This window comes from Aureispira sp. CCB-E, from assembly GCF_031326345.1.
Taxonomy (GTDB): domain Bacteria; phylum Bacteroidota; class Bacteroidia; order Chitinophagales; family Saprospiraceae; genus Aureispira.
Genome location: NZ_CP133671.1, coordinates 7,135,787 through 7,152,061 on the forward strand (window position 1 = coordinate 7,135,787; position 16,275 = coordinate 7,152,061).

Genomic DNA, 16,275 nt, shown 5'->3' on the forward strand with positions numbered 1-16,275 from the left:
TTATTTATTCAAAATCTTTAGCAGACAAAATATCCGATTGTTTTGCATAATCTAACACATAAGCGCGTGTCTTAGAGCTCATTTTTCCATAGCCTTTTACAATGATTGCCTTATCTTCTTCTATTTGTTTGTTATATTTTAAAATCTTAGGCGCATGCTCTTGAATTGTCAAACGAATGAAACGATATTCAGGATTTTTAGGCTCTTTTTTAATAGCAGATTCTAGTAATTGATGTCCTTGCTTGAATGTCTCGATTTTTTTTGCAGCCGACTTAAGATAATCCGACTTTTTCATGATCAAGCCTCCTTTATAAGCTTCTACCATTGTCGTTGTTTTTTCTCTATTTAACGCTTCTAAGGCAGTTTCAACTGTCTCCAAAGAGTCGCTATACAAGGCATTATAAAAAGTAGTATTTAAGCCTACTCCCCCAAAACTAATGCCTAGAAATAGTACTAAAATTGGTATATTCAATGTCATGTTTTTCTCTATTAAAAAAGATTTTTAAAATAAAATAGCTTCTACTTTCGGCTTTCTTTTTACGAAAACTGTTCCGATTAATTCTCAATAACTTATTTTAACAGCATTTATAACAGGAAAATAGAAAAGTTGTTGGCAAAACGAGTAGGACAATTTTTTCAATGAAAAAATTTGAATATAGATTTGCTTATTCATGTATTCTAAACAATAAGAAATACTACTTCAGAGGATTGTGCAAAGATATACTTTTTTTAGAATTCTAAAAATGTGACTTCTTGCTCTTGAGGTTCAAGATTAGGAATTGATACTCTTATTATAAAAGAAAAAACCATCCTCGATGCTTCGGAATGGTTGGTATCTTAATAATCTTCTGATTGTTTTCTCTTTTGCCTAAGTTCTTGCCTTATCTTCTATAAGAGTAATTTAATTTGGATTAACTTTCATCCAAACAAAAAAACTAACGTTTATTTTCATCTTCAGCAATCATTGAAGTATCCCAGAGTTTGGATACATAATATCTAATTTTGGCTGGTTTAGAATCTTTTTCATCTAAAAAGCCATAGTTTTGAGCTGTTTTAACTTGGAGTTGATAGCCATCATTTCCTTTTGCCCAGCGAAAAGATATTTTATGAAACAAAGGTCCCAATATTCGGCTATAAGTAGATCGAATGTGTTGGATTTTCCCTACACCATAATTAGATAAAGCGATTGCATATGTAAAGGCATATTTGCCTCGCCCTTCCTTACCTCCTGCTTGAGCCACCAACTCAAACGCCTCTACTCCTTCTAAGCGGTCGATGATAGTCTGCCATTCACCATTTGCCTTTACTTCTCCAGAAGCAAATGTTCCGACACGACCAGCCATACCAGCCATGCCATTCACCTCCAATCTATACTGAGGTGTTGTTGTGCCAATACCAATATCTCCCGTATCTCTTAAGAACAAAATACTGTTGTGCTCTGCATCGTCCAAGCTTAATCCTTTGCTATGGCGAGTAGGATTTAAAGACAAACTAAAAGCAGCATTAGGATCTCGAATACTTTCAAAGAAACTCATCAATTTTCTATTAGCGCCTTGAGGAGCTAACATAAAACCATGTTCTGGGCTTTGCGAAAAACCATCGTCTACTTTATTTACGGTAGAATCTATGAAATCAGAAAAATTAACTTCTGTTGGTACAGATCCTCTTGTAAACAAATTTTTAAGTGTAGTTCTAGTTAATAGCGTCATAGCTTAATTTATAATTATCAACAATAACTCAATTCTATTGCATAAAGTTACTGTCCACCAAAAATTTTATTTTAATTCTCTATAGAAAAAATAAGGTATTATCAACCTTAAATACACTATCCACTAAAGACGATATAGTTTAATGGACAGTGTACTAAGTTAAGATTTTTTTCTACAAAAAGACAAAATTCTAATTAGGGAATCTAAAAACGACACCACTAATCTTCGTCTTCTTCATCCTTTTTGCGACGTTTATCAGATAAATAATCATCTAAATCTCTTTCTTTTTCCTCTGTCATTACAAAGTCTCCGTCAATAATCATCGAACTAATAGATGCTTTTTCTGGAACTTGGAATGTTTCATCATCCAAGAAGTAAATAGGATTCGATTCAAAAGGAATCAAAATAGACCAAGGTTTCGTTGCTTTTATCAATGGAGAATTGGTTGCATGAATTGCCGTATCATCTACATCAAACCCTACACCATCCTCTGGGAAAACTTGTACCGCAGAAAATTTAGTTACAAAATCGACATAATCACATTTCTCAATAAAGCTCAGGACAACATCTTTTACCAATGTACCGCCCAAATTTAATTCTTGAGAACCACCCAACATCCAAGGGCATAAGAATTCAATAATATCTTGATTGAGTTTCTTCAAGTAAGTACCATTATTCTTACCTTTCTCAAAACGAACTCCTGCCGTAATTTTGACTCGCTCGTAAATTGGATTACGAACTTGGATTGTTACAAAAGGAGAAGACAATTGTTCCAAATACTCCTTGATGGCATTCAATACTGTAAAGTTAACCATTGGTAAATGATAACTTCTTGAATTTTTATCAATTTTAGGGACTACTACTAAAATAACCGTTCCTGGATCGACAAAATTTTCATTTCCTACGTGAGTCACACATTTCACCTGATGTATGTTGGGGAATTTTTCCAACACCAATCGTTCATAATCCCAAGCCGATACCGCCCTGTTTTTATGGCGCAAACGCTCGCTTGTTCTTCTATAAAAATCATACTTAGTTTCTCCTGGGCGACCGCCAAAAGAAGGGAACGGTTGATTGACTCCTCTCACTTGTGCAATAGACGATGCCAATTTTTTAATCGTATACCCTGGCAATGGTTCTACCAAATGCGTAGCACTATGACCGTTATCTTGCCACACCACCCGAACTGCTTGTGTAGCAACTTTCAAACATCTAGGCAACAAACTTGGCTCGCCTTTCACAGTTACTCTTAACCAATGCAAGCCACTCTCCAAAATAGAATTTTTATCTGTCAAATCACGTGGAATTTCTAAATTGATAATTCCAGAATTGTTAAACCCATTTGTCGTATCAGACAGAATCATATTCTGAGAAAAATCCTTCCACTCATCTTCAGATAAATAGCTCCAAACCACCTCTGGTTTAGCAAACTTGGCCGCTTCATCAGAGAACAAGTTAATATTTTCTTTTAATTCAAAATATAAGGTCAAATTATTGGGTGGCACTAAGCCCTTAACACCTAAATACAAATAAGCGTTATCATCATAATTAGGCATTAACAGTCGGTTCGACGAACGCCCTTTTCCAAACGTTTGAATAATTCCAAATGGGTGGATGTGATAAATCTGCTCTTTGGTCTCTTCTCCTTTCGTTAGGGTTCCCATAGACAATACGTTAATCTCTGTCGTCGCAGAATAATCAATGGTAATTGATTTCATCATTGGAGCAACAGGCTGTAGTGGCAATGGTTTTTCAGGTCCTTTTCGTTTAGGATCGGTATTGTATTTGACGCGCTTAGCGTATATTTTAGCATATTCTCTATGAGCAAAAGCCACCTTTGGACCAAAAATTTCTAATTTAAAGTATCCTGCTCTAGCCTCGTGATCGTAGTTAGGACGCATCTCTAGTTCCTCATCAGGTTTGATGTTCAGAGCATCCACATCTATATCACAAATAGTTCGCTTGTGGTGAATCGCTTGTGGGTTATCTTCTTCCGCCTCAAACATTTTAAACGTCAACGGCACCTCCTCCTCGACAGGATGGAACACACCATCTGACAAAGCAGTTAACTTCAACTCAAACTGGTCGTTCTTAATTCCTAATCCATAATCTTTATAATGCCCTCTGAAACCTTTTTTATCATCAGGCAAAGCATGCCATTCTATATTGAACTGTAAATCTGTAATTTCTTTTTTGAAAATCTCTTCTTTTCCAATCATCAAATAAGAACCTACTTGAGGAATTGGACCAAAAGGTTGGAAAGGCACATTAGGGTAAATTGTCCCTACATCGCTAGACAAAGACAAACCTTTTATTTCTTTTACATCTATATCCAAGCCAATTCGTTGAACCTCTAACTCTTTTAAGAATGAGTAGGAAAAGAATGAACCTTCATTTCTGTGCAATATACGAATAACAGGGTCTTTAGTTTGATAACCGTCACCATGCACTTCAGCATCATATTTCACAACGCTAGGGGCATTGGCTGTTAGTGTAGCAACGATGGTAATTTCAGGGCTTCCCCATTCATTTGGAGGCAAAATTTCGCAAGTATATGCTTGCTCCCACCCCTCTTGAGTCGTAAAGAATACTTCCAAACTATTTTTAAATATTTTAGAAAAAGCATCTTCACGTGAAATATCTTGATTGATACTAATATCTTTTATCAACAAATTGAGTGTGTACATCGTACTTTGCACAAACTTAAAGTTCATCGTGACAATTCGATGTCCTTCATCCATTTCCAAAATAGGAGACGACATCGCCCATCCTATATCTGCAAATTTCATTTGTTGTTCATCCTTAGGCAACTCTAAGATTTCGTGCCCAAATGTTGGCCAGTTTTCTTCATCATTGACAAAACGCCCTCCTTCACCATCTTTGGAATTAGCTATATTGGCTGAATATAAATTTGTGATAACTCGGTAGGAACTTCCAATGCCAATTTTAGGGTTTTTACTCACAAACAAGGTATGAATCGACTCAACTTTAGCTTGATTGAGTGTTAGGTCATCCTCTGTAGCATAAAAATGCTCTACACCATGTTCGTCTTTCCCCGCAGTCAACAACGTCCCTTTTTCCAAGAGATGGGTATCAATATGTGTTGCCACATTAAAATAAACATTGGCACGGTCTGGAGCCAAACCTTGCTGACGTTGTTTTAGTACGTTATAATAATAAAAGTCTAAATGCTTTTCTGTGAGCGTATTAACTTGATACTGTAATTTCTTAAACATCTTTGCAAAAGAAATAAACAGCGCAATATCTGGACGATGGTTGGCTTTGCCCGTTAGCGATTCCATCAAATATTTAGGTGCAATTTGCAAGATATAAGAAGTCACACTGTAGAAGGTACGGAATTGTATCCGTATTTTTTTAGTATAACTTTTAATCTTATCAGCCGACTCTCTACCTTTAATCAAGATATTTCTAGCCCCAATTTGTTCGTGTTTCTTGAACCAATTGCTATGAAAATGCTTACGAATTTCTGCGGCACTAAACGGTCCTGTTGGATTAAATCCTAAATCTTCTTGGTACACCAACAAATCCATTAAATTTTGTGCTAACTGCTGTTTAATGGCATTTTCTAATTCATTTTCTAGCTCTGAAGAATGCATCATATTCAAGCGATCCATGTTCAGCGCATGCATATACCAATCATTGATTTGCTTTGCCAAATCCAAAATCTGTTGCATCAATCCCTCCAAAGCTTCCAACTTTTCTTCTGCTCTTGGAGCATTGTCTAAGATATGGATCAAGCGATTGTGCTCTTTCTCAATCTTATGCAAATCCGTAGAAACAATAGTAGACAAAAAGATGGTTTCATCTTTTTCAAAGAACCGACTCCAACTGCCATCTCTAGTGTTCTCTAAATTATAGTACTGAACGATCTCTGCAAATTTAGCCGCAAAAGCCAAAATATCACTGATTGAACGTTCATCTACTTGAACAGAATCGGGCAACAAAGCTTTTAGAACGCGTTCATCTTGCGAAACGCCGTTCCAATGTAATATATGGGTATTATTATTTTGACTCATAATATGTGGTTGTGGGATACTTTTTTTGGTTCATAGCTAGGTCCTTGCTTGGTATATCTGCAAGTACATACATCTTTTTAGATATCTGTTCCCTCTGTTAAGTAGAACGGATACACCATATTCTTACGGGAGTTGGTGCCTTTGATATCGTAGACAATATTAATTTCCAATTTCCCTTCTAATTGATGCGTATCGTCAATTTCAATTGCGACCAAGTTCACCCTTGGTTCATAAAATAAAATCGCGGTAGAAATCAAATCTTCTATTCTTGTTTTGGTAGAGGTAGTTACCGAAGAGAAGACCATGCTCTGTAGATTACAGCCATACCCAGGATTCATCACACGTTCCCCTGGAGTTGTAGACAATAAAATATAGATAGATTCTGCTATATCTCTATCATTATGAGAAAGTTCTAAACCCTCTGTACTATCCAAAAATCGAGGAGGAAAACTCCATCCAGAACCTAAAAAAGATTTATTTTCTGCCATTTTTATTTTTTATTTCGTTAGCAATCTGCTATAACCATGAGGAAATAAACAGGTTACTATTATTTTTATCTTTACTTAATATCCTTTCTATACTTTCTTATCTAGATATTGTCGTAAGGAGTATATTTTTTTATAAAAGGAACTTATAAACCAAAACAAAAGCCCCTTTAGAGCTCATTTCGTTATCTATTATGCTTCCCCTGTTTTAAACGGAAAAGCCTTAAAGTGTTGCTTGGCTCGTTTTTCTCCAATCAACTCCACCATTTGCTCGTATTCTGACTGCTCGTCAAGCGGTCTAACTTCCATATCCTCATAATTATCCAAATACTCTTGATTTAATAAATGAATAGAAGGAAAAACCATTTTAGATTCAGGCTTCAAATCCCAATCAATCAAGTTATTGTACTCCGCTACCGCCGAACAAATTTTGCTATCATAACGCCCATAGATGCGTTCACAATGCATGGTCATCTTATCGCCATGACTAATATCTACATGGTGCGTAATATCGGGAGAATTTCCCATTGGACGAGCTTCTGGGGCAATTTCGGACTTTAATTTTAGGTTAATTTCTGCTTTAACAGGTTCTCCTTTCAAGGAAAAAAGAACAATCTTAACCGTACAACTTTCTAATGTTCCCTTAAAAACCGCTGGTTTTTTCTCCTTATTGTCGTTTCCCGTATCTGGGAAAATATTTCCCCAAACCAATTTTAAATAAGGTGGTCCATGCACTTCTGGTTCGTATCCATACACCGTATTTTGCAACAAATCCAAGTGCTTTCGAATAGAAGGTGTTTTTTTATCATCTAAAAAAAATTGCTCCTTTATCGAGTCTTTAACAGGTACAATTCCCGTTGCATCAGCATAGAACTTAAAGTCCATTACAATTCTTTGATACCCTGAGAATACAGCTGGTGGTCCTCCTGATGAGCCTGGGGTGCCAATTCCTGCTCCTTGGTTATCTTTACCACTCTTGCCTTTCGGATCTTCAATCCCAAAACTATACTCCACATTTTCTGGATTCATTTGCACCTCAAAAGTATTTACTTCCTCATCCGTACAAGTTAATTTTTTATGTGAGGTAATGGTTAAACGAGAAATCCCATCGTCACTACCAGAAAAAAAACTGCCCATATTGCCTTTTAATTTGAGTTCATATAAATAATAACAGAATTTATTTGCATCCAAACTCTGCACTTATAAAAATAAAAAAACCCTTTGGCATTTCCAAAGGGTTTTCATTATTAATCTTTTATTTTTAACTATAATGGATTCGAAGGCAATTGATATTGCCCATTAGCTAGACTCATTCCTTCGCCTTTGTTACCATAATAAAACTTTGAGCGTCCTGTTTCTGTATCCCATACAAGAATATACCAATTCATTTGATTGCTACCTATCGTTGCCTGTAAGCTCATCATATACTTCCCAGTACCATAAGTAGTCTTTGGTTCATAATTAGCCTGAGCGGGGCTAGCCGAGCGAATTAAAAAAGCAAAGGCAAAAATAATCGCTGCTGTACCAAACAAACTGGCACATATGCGTTGTGTTATCTTATCCATGATGTATTTTTTTTAGATTTTAATGAAATGTTATTTAAGAACGACTAATATATGACAAATTGTATACCAATCCATTTTTTAATTATGTCTTTTCTTGGCAAAGGTCTTAAATCAAGTTGTTTTTCGATTGTACATCTAATTATGTGGTATAATTACAATGGACTAGATGGTAACGTATAATGACTTGAAGCCAACAATATACCTTCTCCTTTATTTCCGTAATAAAATTTTGAACGTCCTGTTTCGGTATCCCATACCACGTAATACCAATTCATTACACCATCTCCCATTACTGCCTCCATCTGCATCATATACTTCCCCGTTCCATAGGTAGTTTGTGGGGCATGATTCGCTTGAACAGGACTAAAAGATCGAATTAAGAAAGCAAAAGCGAAAATAATCGCTGCTATGCCCAAAAGGCGTTGTGTTAGTTTATCCATGATGTATTTCTTTTCAATTTTTACATTCCAAAGATTTTCTAAGTTTTTATTACTACAACGGACTAGCAGGAATTTGATACTGCCCATTGGCAGCATTCATTCCTTCATTTTTATTACCATAGTAAAACTTTGAACGACCTGTTTCCGTATCCCATACTAAAATATACCAATTAGCTCTTCCTTCTCCATAAATAGAACTTAAACTCATCATATACTTCCCAGTTCCATAAGTAGTCTTTGGTTCATGATTCGCTTGAACAGGGCTAGCCGAATATACCAATGCCGCCGCTCCAAACAATAGTAGCGCCACAGCAGAAAAAACCAAAGCAACTCCTTTGCATTGACCTAAAAATGTTGTCTCTTTCATTGTTAATTTTGTTTTAGTGTTTAAATAAAAATTTAAAAGCAGAAGTCTAAAAAGTCCATTTGCCTTCTGTCCTGAAATTTAACTCCTATTTTTTCCAATGCAAGGTTTTCCCTCTTGTCATTTGAAGTTGCGCAGGAATAGCCCCTTTCGCATCTGGAGAAGTAATCTGTCCTTCTAAGACATTAACATCGACTTCAATGGTTCCTTCTGAGGTAAAGTTAAAAGAATAAAGATGTCCTTTTACAACAAGGAAACTAGTATCGACTCCTCGCTCCTCTGTGATTTCTTGCGTGGTACTAGTAGAACGATTATAGTTAGAAGAATTAAATGTTCCTTTTGTTTTTTCTGTTCCTTCTTCCTTTCCCCAATCATAAGCATAATGCCCTGACACTTCTCCATCCACCAAATAGCTAATAGGATTAAATTTCTTTAATACATTAGGAATCCACTTAGGAGCTTGGAGCGAACCATCTACCCCCAAGGTATTATTCGTCACATCGATATCTACCTCGGTCTCTGAACTTTCAGAACCTAACTCGATTCCGTAACTGCTACCCGTTTCAGAACCTCTAGTCACCGAGCCTTTCGCTTTAGAAAGGAGAATTTTAAATTCAAAATCACAACTAATCCCTTCTTTTCCATGCTCTATTGGGCTTAAAGCATAAAAATCTGTTGCTTGAAACTCCAAACCATTTTTATTCGCCACCGTCAAAGAAATATCCGTAGGCATTGCATAAGCACGTTCATTGAGTGACTCTATTTTTGTAAAAATAGTGCTATTAAGCACCGAGCCATCTTTTAGTTTAATGACCAAGTTTAAGGCTTCTCCCTTTGCTAATAAAGGTTTTATGCTAAGCTTAGGACGTTTGCTGTCCAAGAAAATTGCTTTGATAGAGTCTATTGGCGCATTACTGCGTAGTTGATTGCTAATATTCTCTATCTGCTGTTTTTCCTCAAAGCTCAAACTATTAAATAAAGAACGTACCGAACCACCATTCATAGTTACCTGATACAAAGCATTTTGCCATGCTTCGCTGACATCCGTACGACTAGGAAATGGACTACCAATCGCTTGAATAGATTGTTTTAATACAGGATAAAAGATACTCAATTCTTTGTTGGAAAATAATTTTTCGAACTTTTTTAATAGTTTATTGGCATCAAATTGCTGTGTTGGCGGCAACTGCAAGCTATCTAATGCCCCGCTGACTTCAGCAGCCCACTCTACATATTCTCCAATAAAGTTATAGGGACTTGTACCGTCTGAAGACGTAATAATTGCCGTTTTTAACACGCTAAAAGAGGGCATCACCTGCGATTCTTGCCAACTTTTGTAAATATACTCTTCTGGCGTATGAATCGAAAGAAGGGATTTGGACATTGCATTGACAAAATCTTTCACTTGAGCATCTTCCCTCAACTCTGCCATTATATTTACCCGCAGTTCTTTTGACAGCAATGGTTGTGTCTTTTGCCAATCGTTGCAAGCCTCTACCAAAGCCGTAAAAAAAGCAGCTTTGGACATATTGCAAATAGAATCTGTTTTGGTATCGTGGCTAATAATGCTTGAACATATTTCGTCTTGTTTTGCCTTCCAGGCTGCAAACGCTTTTCGAAATTCTTGCTTCCTTAATTCAGTTTTTTCTTTCTTTAATTCTTCTTTTTCCTTCTTTAGTTCTTCCTCCTTACTTAACTCTTTATTCAAATTAAAAGCAACATCATCAATAGCATGAACCACACAAGTTTTTATACTGTGCTGCAACCCTCCAAAATCTCCTCGTAGATCAGAAGCAAAGATTGCTGCTAGATTCAATTCATCTGTTGAATTTTCTTGGTTGTATGTGGTTTGATAATTGCTATAATGCTTTAATAAATAGCTCTTATTATTAAATTTATTGAGAATGGCACTAAGTACTTTTTGTGTGTTGTCTACGGTCGTGCAAGCCGAAATATTTCCCTGAAACAACTCCATAAATTTTTGCCCCAAAGGCGTATGCGGTTTTAATTTACCTAAGTTTGTTTTCAATTTTTCTGTATCAATACTATACGCTCCATTGTTGACCAATTGAGGGTCAAAAAGTTGAAAAGGATCTTTAGATTGAAGCAATTGACTTAGAATTTCACTGGCAACTTTTAGAAACTCTTTCTTTCCTATATCATCAGGCTCTCCTGTAAAAGAGTAATTGCTCATTCCTTTGATTTCAGGTGTAATTGTTTTTAGGTAAGCTATATCTGCTTCATACTGTTTTAATTCCTGCTCAGAAAATACAGTCCTCAAATCTATATTATTGAGCTTACAGTGATTCTGAATCCGCTTTACTTGTTGTATTAGATGTGTTAAAGGTTCTTCTAATGCTTTGTTCTCTGTATCTTTCATGTTCTTAGAGTTAAAAAAAATTAAAAAAAAGGATATCACCAAGGCAATATTTCCATACAATACAGTAACCATTACGTTGATTTAATAGAGATGAAAAAATAAGCTTGTCGTTAAAGGCACTAAGATAGAAAAAAAACATTCAAAAAAAAACAGTAAAAAACAGATATTAATAAATATATTTTATATTCATTTACAATTAGTTACACTTCGATACATTTGGATACATTTCGATACATTTGCGCTTTAGATCAATAAAAAATCCTCTTTTAAGCCAAGCCTAAAAGAGGATTTTAAATTTACACGAAACGTTTATATTTAGCCTATCATTACAGTAAATTCGCCCAAAACGATAGAACCACCATGTGCACAAGTATCTCCCAACCGAGCAGCAGGCATACCACCTATTAAAACAGTCGTAGACCCCATTGCAATCGTATCTGGGGGACCGGTACACACACACATATCTCCAACCAATGCAGCAGGTAATTTACCAATCATAACCGTTGGGCAACCAGGTCCTGAAATTGGACCACCAACATGAGGTACTGTTCCTGTAACCATTGGGCAAACGTGCATATCTGTTAATCTTGATGCTGGAGGCGCCATAGTTTTATTTATTTTTTATTAAAGAATATTTTTTCATTGATACTTATAATACACTGTTTCAAAACAGATGATTAGTTAATCATAACCATCCCCCCTTTAACCGTTAACATTCCACCACCATCTACTGTTCCCATTCCAGAACCTTTGACCTCAAACTGAGCACCTTCTGCTTTAAATGCAGCGGTTCCCTTTGCCTCAAAGTTTGTTTGTGCTTCAAACTTAACATTCATCCCTTTTCCAGTGATATCATTTGTTGCTTCCATAGCAATACCTTTTCCTGCTGTAATTTTGATATCTCCAGTAACATCAATCGTCAAATCTTGATCTACCGTCATCGTTACTCCCTTGGAATCCAACAAGATATTATTTTTATTAACAGGGTCATCAATTGTGATGGTATCTTTATCATCATCAATTTGAATCATCATTTTATCCTCTGTAAATACCTTGTATATATTCTTACCTGGTTCATCAAAAAACTCCATGCGCAACTTTCCTTTATTGAAAGAAAGCGCTTTCATATGATTCACATCAGTAGGGTCGTGCGATTCTTCAGTTGTAATTTTTCGCTTACTACTATACATAGAACCAAGTATAACAGGGTATGTTGGGTCATTATCAAAGAAACCTAAGACTACCTCATCACCTACTTCGGGAAAAATAACCATTCCACAATCTTCAGTAGCGTAGAGCTGTGAGACTCTAGCCCAAACACCTTCACCTTCTAGATTGTCAATAATTGGGATATTGACCAAGACTCTATATTCTCCATCAGGGTCATCATTAACCTGTATAACAACACCATGTTGTAACCCATTAATCGCAGGCAAAGCACCACCTGCCCCCAAAGGGCTAGCAGAAGGATATTTTTCTAAATGTGGTTTTTCAGGTAAGCCCAACTCCACTTCTGTCAACCATTGAGCATTTTTAATAGTATGGCGTACTTTTCCTATATAGGCATCTCCATTAAAACGAGAACCAAAGCCAACTAATTCTACCACTTTCCCAACCTCTATTTTCTCAGATCCAACAAACTTAACTCGACCTCGAATTCTTGACAGATGACCACGTTGATAAACCGAGTCTGCCCAAGATTGAATAAAATCCTTTGTTATAGGTGCTGACGAATGCACCAACTCTTTTGGCTTTAAGACACTTGATAATTTAGCACTGTCAATGTCACCTTGTTTATTCGTTGTTGGTTTTGTTCCTGCTGTATTTTCAATAGCTTGTGTTGTATGATCCCAAAAATTTGCTTGAACTTCTTCATATTGGTGTGAAGAATGAATTTTCAAGTCCATTTCCATCAAATCAACACCATAAGTAATTGAAATATCTGTTTTTTCGGATACAGTTGGTTTTTTTATATTAATCTCTCCATCGTTAACAATGGTAACCAAACTATTCGCATCCGCTCTAGCTTGAATAAAGTCCCAATTGGTACAATAATATTGTATCAATTTTTTGTGTGTTGCCTTAGTTGCTTCTACAGTTGCTTTGGATTTGATACCAGAATCTTTAATTATTGCAGAAATGATATCAGAGTCTTTTTGGTCATAAAAAATCATATTTCTACGCCCAACAGTTAATGCCAATGCTTCATCTCGACAAATTAGTGTCAAACAAGAAGAACCATTTCGATTCAATTTAATCCCATGCTCTACGATTAAGCCTTTGTAGATACTTTCCATCGTTGACGAAGGGTCATGAGATACTTTAATTTCTATTTCAGCCCCTGGTTCAAACATACTTTCTTCACTTTGAGGAAAGGTTTGCTCTCTAGAATCGCCATCAAAAATAACCACTCTAGCATAAGGTATCTTATTAATTTCCTTAACAACCTCTGTCTCTAACACAAGCATAGCATCAGGAAGTTTCGTACCATCTACTGTAACTTCGAGGTTAATAACCCCACTACCGAGTTTTTTTATAGGAGAATCAGCCATTCTATTTTTATAATAAATATTAGTTGCGTTTTATTTTAAGTACTAATAATAGTCCTCAAGTATTTAAACGCTAAAAAAATTAAACCTTATTTATAAATCTTTGTGCCAATATCATTGCCATTTCGATCTACCACAAAACAATTTAAGGTTTCAATTCGTATTCTATCATATCTCGAACTTTATCCAAGCACTCTTGAATTAGTTCCTCTTTTTCTAATTTAGACATTGCACCACCGCCACCACCTTCGGTAGCATCTTTAGAGCTGCCTTTACTTTTTTTATTAATTTTTGTATTAAACAGCAATTTTTTAATTGAAATAGACATAGTAATATATATTTATTTAGATAAAAAATTAGGATGGAGGAATTTCTAAACGTTCAATTTCTGTATACTTAAACTTGATGGTTTCCTTAATTGGTGCATCTCCAGATGTTGAGCTCAAATCAGAAATTTCCCAACTTGTTGGAAAAGCCTCGTGAATCAAAAATCCTGCTACAGGAAAAGAGGAAGGACCAATCGGTAATGGATTTTGAATCATAGGGTGATAGATACAAATCATAATATCTTTCACTTCTATTTTCTCTTCCCAAGTTTTAGCAGAGGACATTGTCTTTTGGCACCATTCACTAGTAGGATCTAATGAGAATCCCATTACTCCAATATGACGAGGTCTCAAATAGCGTTGCAGTACCAACTCATCGTTATCAATTTTATCAAAAGAAGGTCTTGGAGTAGACCAACCTGCTTCATTTAAAGGAGTTGTTGCAAAACTCATTTTTAATCCTTGTACATCTGAAAAAGCAGTAGCCATTGGGTCTAATGCTTGCAATGCTAAAGAAGCAGAAATTGACATCGTCTTAAACGAGAAGGAATCTGATCTTTCAAAAAATAAGACTTCAAAGAAAAAACTCGGAATCGGTTCATTCATGAAGCCAACTATATTCGATAGTAAGTCCATAACTTATTGATTGTTAATCGTATCTTTTAGAAGCTGCTTATCAATAGAATACTTGATGTTATCAGCTATTTGCATTTCTTCTAATCAAAAAACGCTATTGATTATAGGAAATGAATGGATGCTATTATTAGATTAGAAAATTTTAGATACAGCACCACCAATGGCACCACCGATTGCGCCTCCTACAGCACCGCCTACGATACTTCCAATACCGCCTAAGACAGAACCAAGAAGACCTGAACCAGCATTCATTGAAAAAGATTGATACGTTAGCTCTACTTCTTCAATAGCTATTTCACTCTCTGCCTCACCGTCTAAATTAGAGGGTGTAAATTTGGTCACAAAAGCCTTTTCTAGCGTCCAAGTAAACATATGTGTTCGTCCTCCTCCTGTTAGTTCTGACAAATTGATGGTGACAGTTCTCATGTCGCTAAACATAGAGCCTTGCGATACATTAGAAAACCAATCAAAAAGATCTGTATCTCCCGAAAACATACCTTTTTTTAAGGTTACGGGATCATAAGAAGTTAAGGTAGGTCGACTTTGTTCATAAAATTTGTTTGAGTTGCCATCCCTAAACTTCATGGTTGCGATTGTGGCTCCCATTCCATCCATTCCTTGAAAGGACACATTGCCCGTAAAGCCTCCTATGTTGATTTCAAAAGCAAATTTGGTTAATGGCCATTCATTGTGTGACAAATTTCCTCCTGTATTTACCTGCTTAATTTGGTTTTGCCCAACAGCAGAAATTTGTAGATGAGACAAATCTCCAATCTTGCTAACAGGATTTGTATTCGTAGGATTTAAATGAGATAGGTCTCCCACTCCATCAGCATTTAAGTGGGGGTTGTTATTACTATTAGATACTTTTTTTGCCATATTATAGGGAATTTCAAAACATTGAAAACAAAGAAAATGATATTCAAATGTCAAATACAAACCTAATTTAGGAGGGCATTCAAATTAGAAAAATCAAGTAACTCTAAAGTACAAAACTTATTCGAATAATACAAATAAAAAATTGACCTAGCAGAAAATGGATTCTACTAGGTCAATAAATTATTCTTATATGTATTGATTATCTACGATTAATGCTGTTTTTAGGAAAACATTATAAATAATCAAGGAACAATAATTTTTATAAAATTAACTTAAGATTAAAATTGCATTTTAAAGTTAACATATGCCTATTGATTGCATACTGAATAACTTTTGCAATATTAATTATTCTTAAGATCCTTTTTCTAGAACGAAAGATTCGATAGCAACCTCAAGTTCTTCGAAAGCAACTTCAGAATCTGCTTCAGCATCCAAGCTAGTTGGAGTAAATTTAACAGGGAAAGCACCATAAAGTGTCCAAGTCATCATTACGTCACTTGCTTCATCCAAAAGCTCAATCAAGATTTCTTTACGCTCGTTACGGTTAGTTGTGTGCTCCCAAGCGTACATGTGCCACCAATCTTTTAAGTTAGCATCACCCAAAAATTCACCTTTCTTGAAAGTAACGTTACTGAATGAAACCATACCTGGTCTCTTAGATTTGAAAAGGAAATCAGAGTTCCCCATGCGGTACTCTATAGCAGTTATTTCAGACTCTAGTCCTTCAACAGTTTGGAAACCTAATTCAGGAAGTCCGTCGATAGTTACACGGAAAGAGAATTTAACTAATGGCCATTCGAATGGATTGACCGAAGTTCCACTATAATCACTCATAATATATAAAGTTTAAATCTTTTTTTTTAAATATTTTTTACTAAAACCAAATCATGCTTTGATGTGTTCGA

At 35.7% G+C, this 16,275-nt stretch carries 15 protein-coding genes; all 15 read right to left on the reverse strand.

Translation table 11 applies throughout. The features are described 5' to 3' along the window. Positions 1-4 precede the first annotated feature (4 nt). Positions 5-478, reverse strand: coding sequence for a hypothetical protein (locus tag QP953_RS27550; protein ID WP_052593636.1), 474 nt, complete (start codon positions 476-478; stop codon positions 5-7). Between the two features lie 457 nt (positions 479-935). Further along, on the reverse strand, positions 936-1,709 hold the full coding sequence (locus tag QP953_RS27555) for a hypothetical protein (RefSeq protein WP_052593638.1): 774 nt from the start codon (positions 1,707-1,709) through the stop codon (positions 936-938). Positions 1,710-1,927: 218 nt separating this feature from the next. Further along, the gene (locus QP953_RS27560) at positions 1,928-5,746 is read right to left on the reverse strand and encodes a baseplate J/gp47 family protein (RefSeq protein ID WP_052593640.1); all 3,819 of its coding nucleotides are present in this window, start codon (positions 5,744-5,746) and stop codon (positions 1,928-1,930) included. A 77-nt stretch (positions 5,747-5,823) separates the two neighbouring features. Continuing rightward, positions 5,824-6,234 (reverse strand): GPW/gp25 family protein, encoded by a 411-nt coding sequence (locus tag QP953_RS27565; protein WP_052593642.1) that lies wholly within the window; start codon positions 6,232-6,234, stop codon positions 5,824-5,826. A 189-nt stretch (positions 6,235-6,423) separates the two neighbouring features. Beyond that, positions 6,424-7,368, reverse strand: coding sequence for a hypothetical protein (locus QP953_RS27570; RefSeq protein ID WP_309553551.1), 945 nt, complete (start codon positions 7,366-7,368; stop codon positions 6,424-6,426). 128 nt (positions 7,369-7,496) lie between these two features. Beyond that, positions 7,497-7,796, reverse strand: a complete 300-nt coding sequence (locus QP953_RS27575; protein WP_309553552.1) for a hypothetical protein — start codon at positions 7,794-7,796, stop codon at positions 7,497-7,499. A 152-nt stretch (positions 7,797-7,948) separates the two neighbouring features. Further along, positions 7,949-8,236 (reverse strand): hypothetical protein, encoded by a 288-nt coding sequence (locus tag QP953_RS27580; protein WP_309553553.1) that lies wholly within the window; start codon positions 8,234-8,236, stop codon positions 7,949-7,951. A gap of 52 nt (positions 8,237-8,288) precedes the next feature. Continuing rightward, positions 8,289-8,603: a hypothetical protein gene (locus QP953_RS27585; RefSeq protein ID WP_309553554.1), complete on the reverse strand. Its 315-nt coding sequence runs from the start codon at positions 8,601-8,603 to the stop codon at positions 8,289-8,291. 85 nt (positions 8,604-8,688) lie between these two features. After that, positions 8,689-10,980 carry a hypothetical protein gene (locus tag QP953_RS27590; protein ID WP_309553555.1) on the reverse strand — a complete coding sequence of 764 codons (2,292 nt, stop codon included), beginning with the start codon at positions 10,978-10,980 and terminating at the stop codon, positions 8,689-8,691. 315 nt (positions 10,981-11,295) lie between these two features. Then, positions 11,296-11,586, reverse strand: coding sequence for a PAAR domain-containing protein (locus QP953_RS27595; protein WP_052593654.1), 291 nt, complete (start codon positions 11,584-11,586; stop codon positions 11,296-11,298). A 71-nt stretch (positions 11,587-11,657) separates the two neighbouring features. After that, entirely contained in the window at positions 11,658-13,532 is a 1,875-nt protein-coding gene (gene vgrG / locus QP953_RS27600; protein WP_052593656.1) for a type VI secretion system tip protein VgrG, read from the reverse strand. A 142-nt stretch (positions 13,533-13,674) separates the two neighbouring features. Continuing rightward, positions 13,675-13,857: a DUF5908 family protein gene (locus QP953_RS27605; RefSeq protein ID WP_309553556.1), complete on the reverse strand. Its 183-nt coding sequence runs from the start codon at positions 13,855-13,857 to the stop codon at positions 13,675-13,677. 28 nt (positions 13,858-13,885) lie between these two features. After that, positions 13,886-14,491 (reverse strand): phage tail protein, encoded by a 606-nt coding sequence (locus tag QP953_RS27610; protein WP_081909457.1) that lies wholly within the window; start codon positions 14,489-14,491, stop codon positions 13,886-13,888. A gap of 132 nt (positions 14,492-14,623) precedes the next feature. Continuing rightward, positions 14,624-15,370: a phage tail protein gene (locus QP953_RS27615; RefSeq protein ID WP_052593661.1), complete on the reverse strand. Its 747-nt coding sequence runs from the start codon at positions 15,368-15,370 to the stop codon at positions 14,624-14,626. Positions 15,371-15,721: 351 nt separating this feature from the next. After that, on the reverse strand, positions 15,722-16,204 hold the full coding sequence (locus tag QP953_RS27620) for a phage tail protein (protein ID WP_052593663.1): 483 nt from the start codon (positions 16,202-16,204) through the stop codon (positions 15,722-15,724). Positions 16,205-16,275 lie beyond the last annotated feature (71 nt).

Bases quoted from the DNA above. Each gene is read 5' to 3' on its own strand.
- QP953_RS27550 (WP_052593636.1), bottom strand. From the start codon at position 478: ATGACATTGAATATACCAATTTTAGTACTATTTCTAGGCATTAGTTTT.
- QP953_RS27555 (WP_052593638.1), bottom strand. From the start codon at position 1,709: ATGACGCTATTAACTAGAACTACACTTAAAAATTTGTTTACAAGAGGA.
- QP953_RS27560 (WP_052593640.1), bottom strand. From the start codon at position 5,746: ATGAGTCAAAATAATAATACCCATATATTACATTGGAACGGCGTTTCG.
- QP953_RS27565 (WP_052593642.1), bottom strand. From the start codon at position 6,234: ATGGCAGAAAATAAATCTTTTTTAGGTTCTGGATGGAGTTTTCCTCCT.
- QP953_RS27570 (WP_309553551.1), bottom strand. From the start codon at position 7,368: ATGGGCAGTTTTTTTTCTGGTAGTGACGATGGGATTTCTCGTTTAACC.
- QP953_RS27575 (WP_309553552.1), bottom strand. From the start codon at position 7,796: ATGGATAAGATAACACAACGCATATGTGCCAGTTTGTTTGGTACAGCA.
- QP953_RS27580 (WP_309553553.1), bottom strand. From the start codon at position 8,236: ATGGATAAACTAACACAACGCCTTTTGGGCATAGCAGCGATTATTTTC.
- QP953_RS27585 (WP_309553554.1), bottom strand. From the start codon at position 8,603: ATGAAAGAGACAACATTTTTAGGTCAATGCAAAGGAGTTGCTTTGGTT.
- QP953_RS27590 (WP_309553555.1), bottom strand. From the start codon at position 10,980: ATGAAAGATACAGAGAACAAAGCATTAGAAGAACCTTTAACACATCTA.
- QP953_RS27595 (WP_052593654.1), bottom strand. From the start codon at position 11,586: ATGGCGCCTCCAGCATCAAGATTAACAGATATGCACGTTTGCCCAATG.
- vgrG (WP_052593656.1), bottom strand. From the start codon at position 13,532: ATGGCTGATTCTCCTATAAAAAAACTCGGTAGTGGGGTTATTAACCTC.
- QP953_RS27605 (WP_309553556.1), bottom strand. From the start codon at position 13,857: ATGTCTATTTCAATTAAAAAATTGCTGTTTAATACAAAAATTAATAAA.
- QP953_RS27610 (WP_081909457.1), bottom strand. From the start codon at position 14,491: ATGGACTTACTATCGAATATAGTTGGCTTCATGAATGAACCGATTCCG.
- QP953_RS27615 (WP_052593661.1), bottom strand. From the start codon at position 15,370: ATGGCAAAAAAAGTATCTAATAGTAATAACAACCCCCACTTAAATGCT.
- QP953_RS27620 (WP_052593663.1), bottom strand. From the start codon at position 16,204: ATGAGTGATTATAGTGGAACTTCGGTCAATCCATTCGAATGGCCATTA.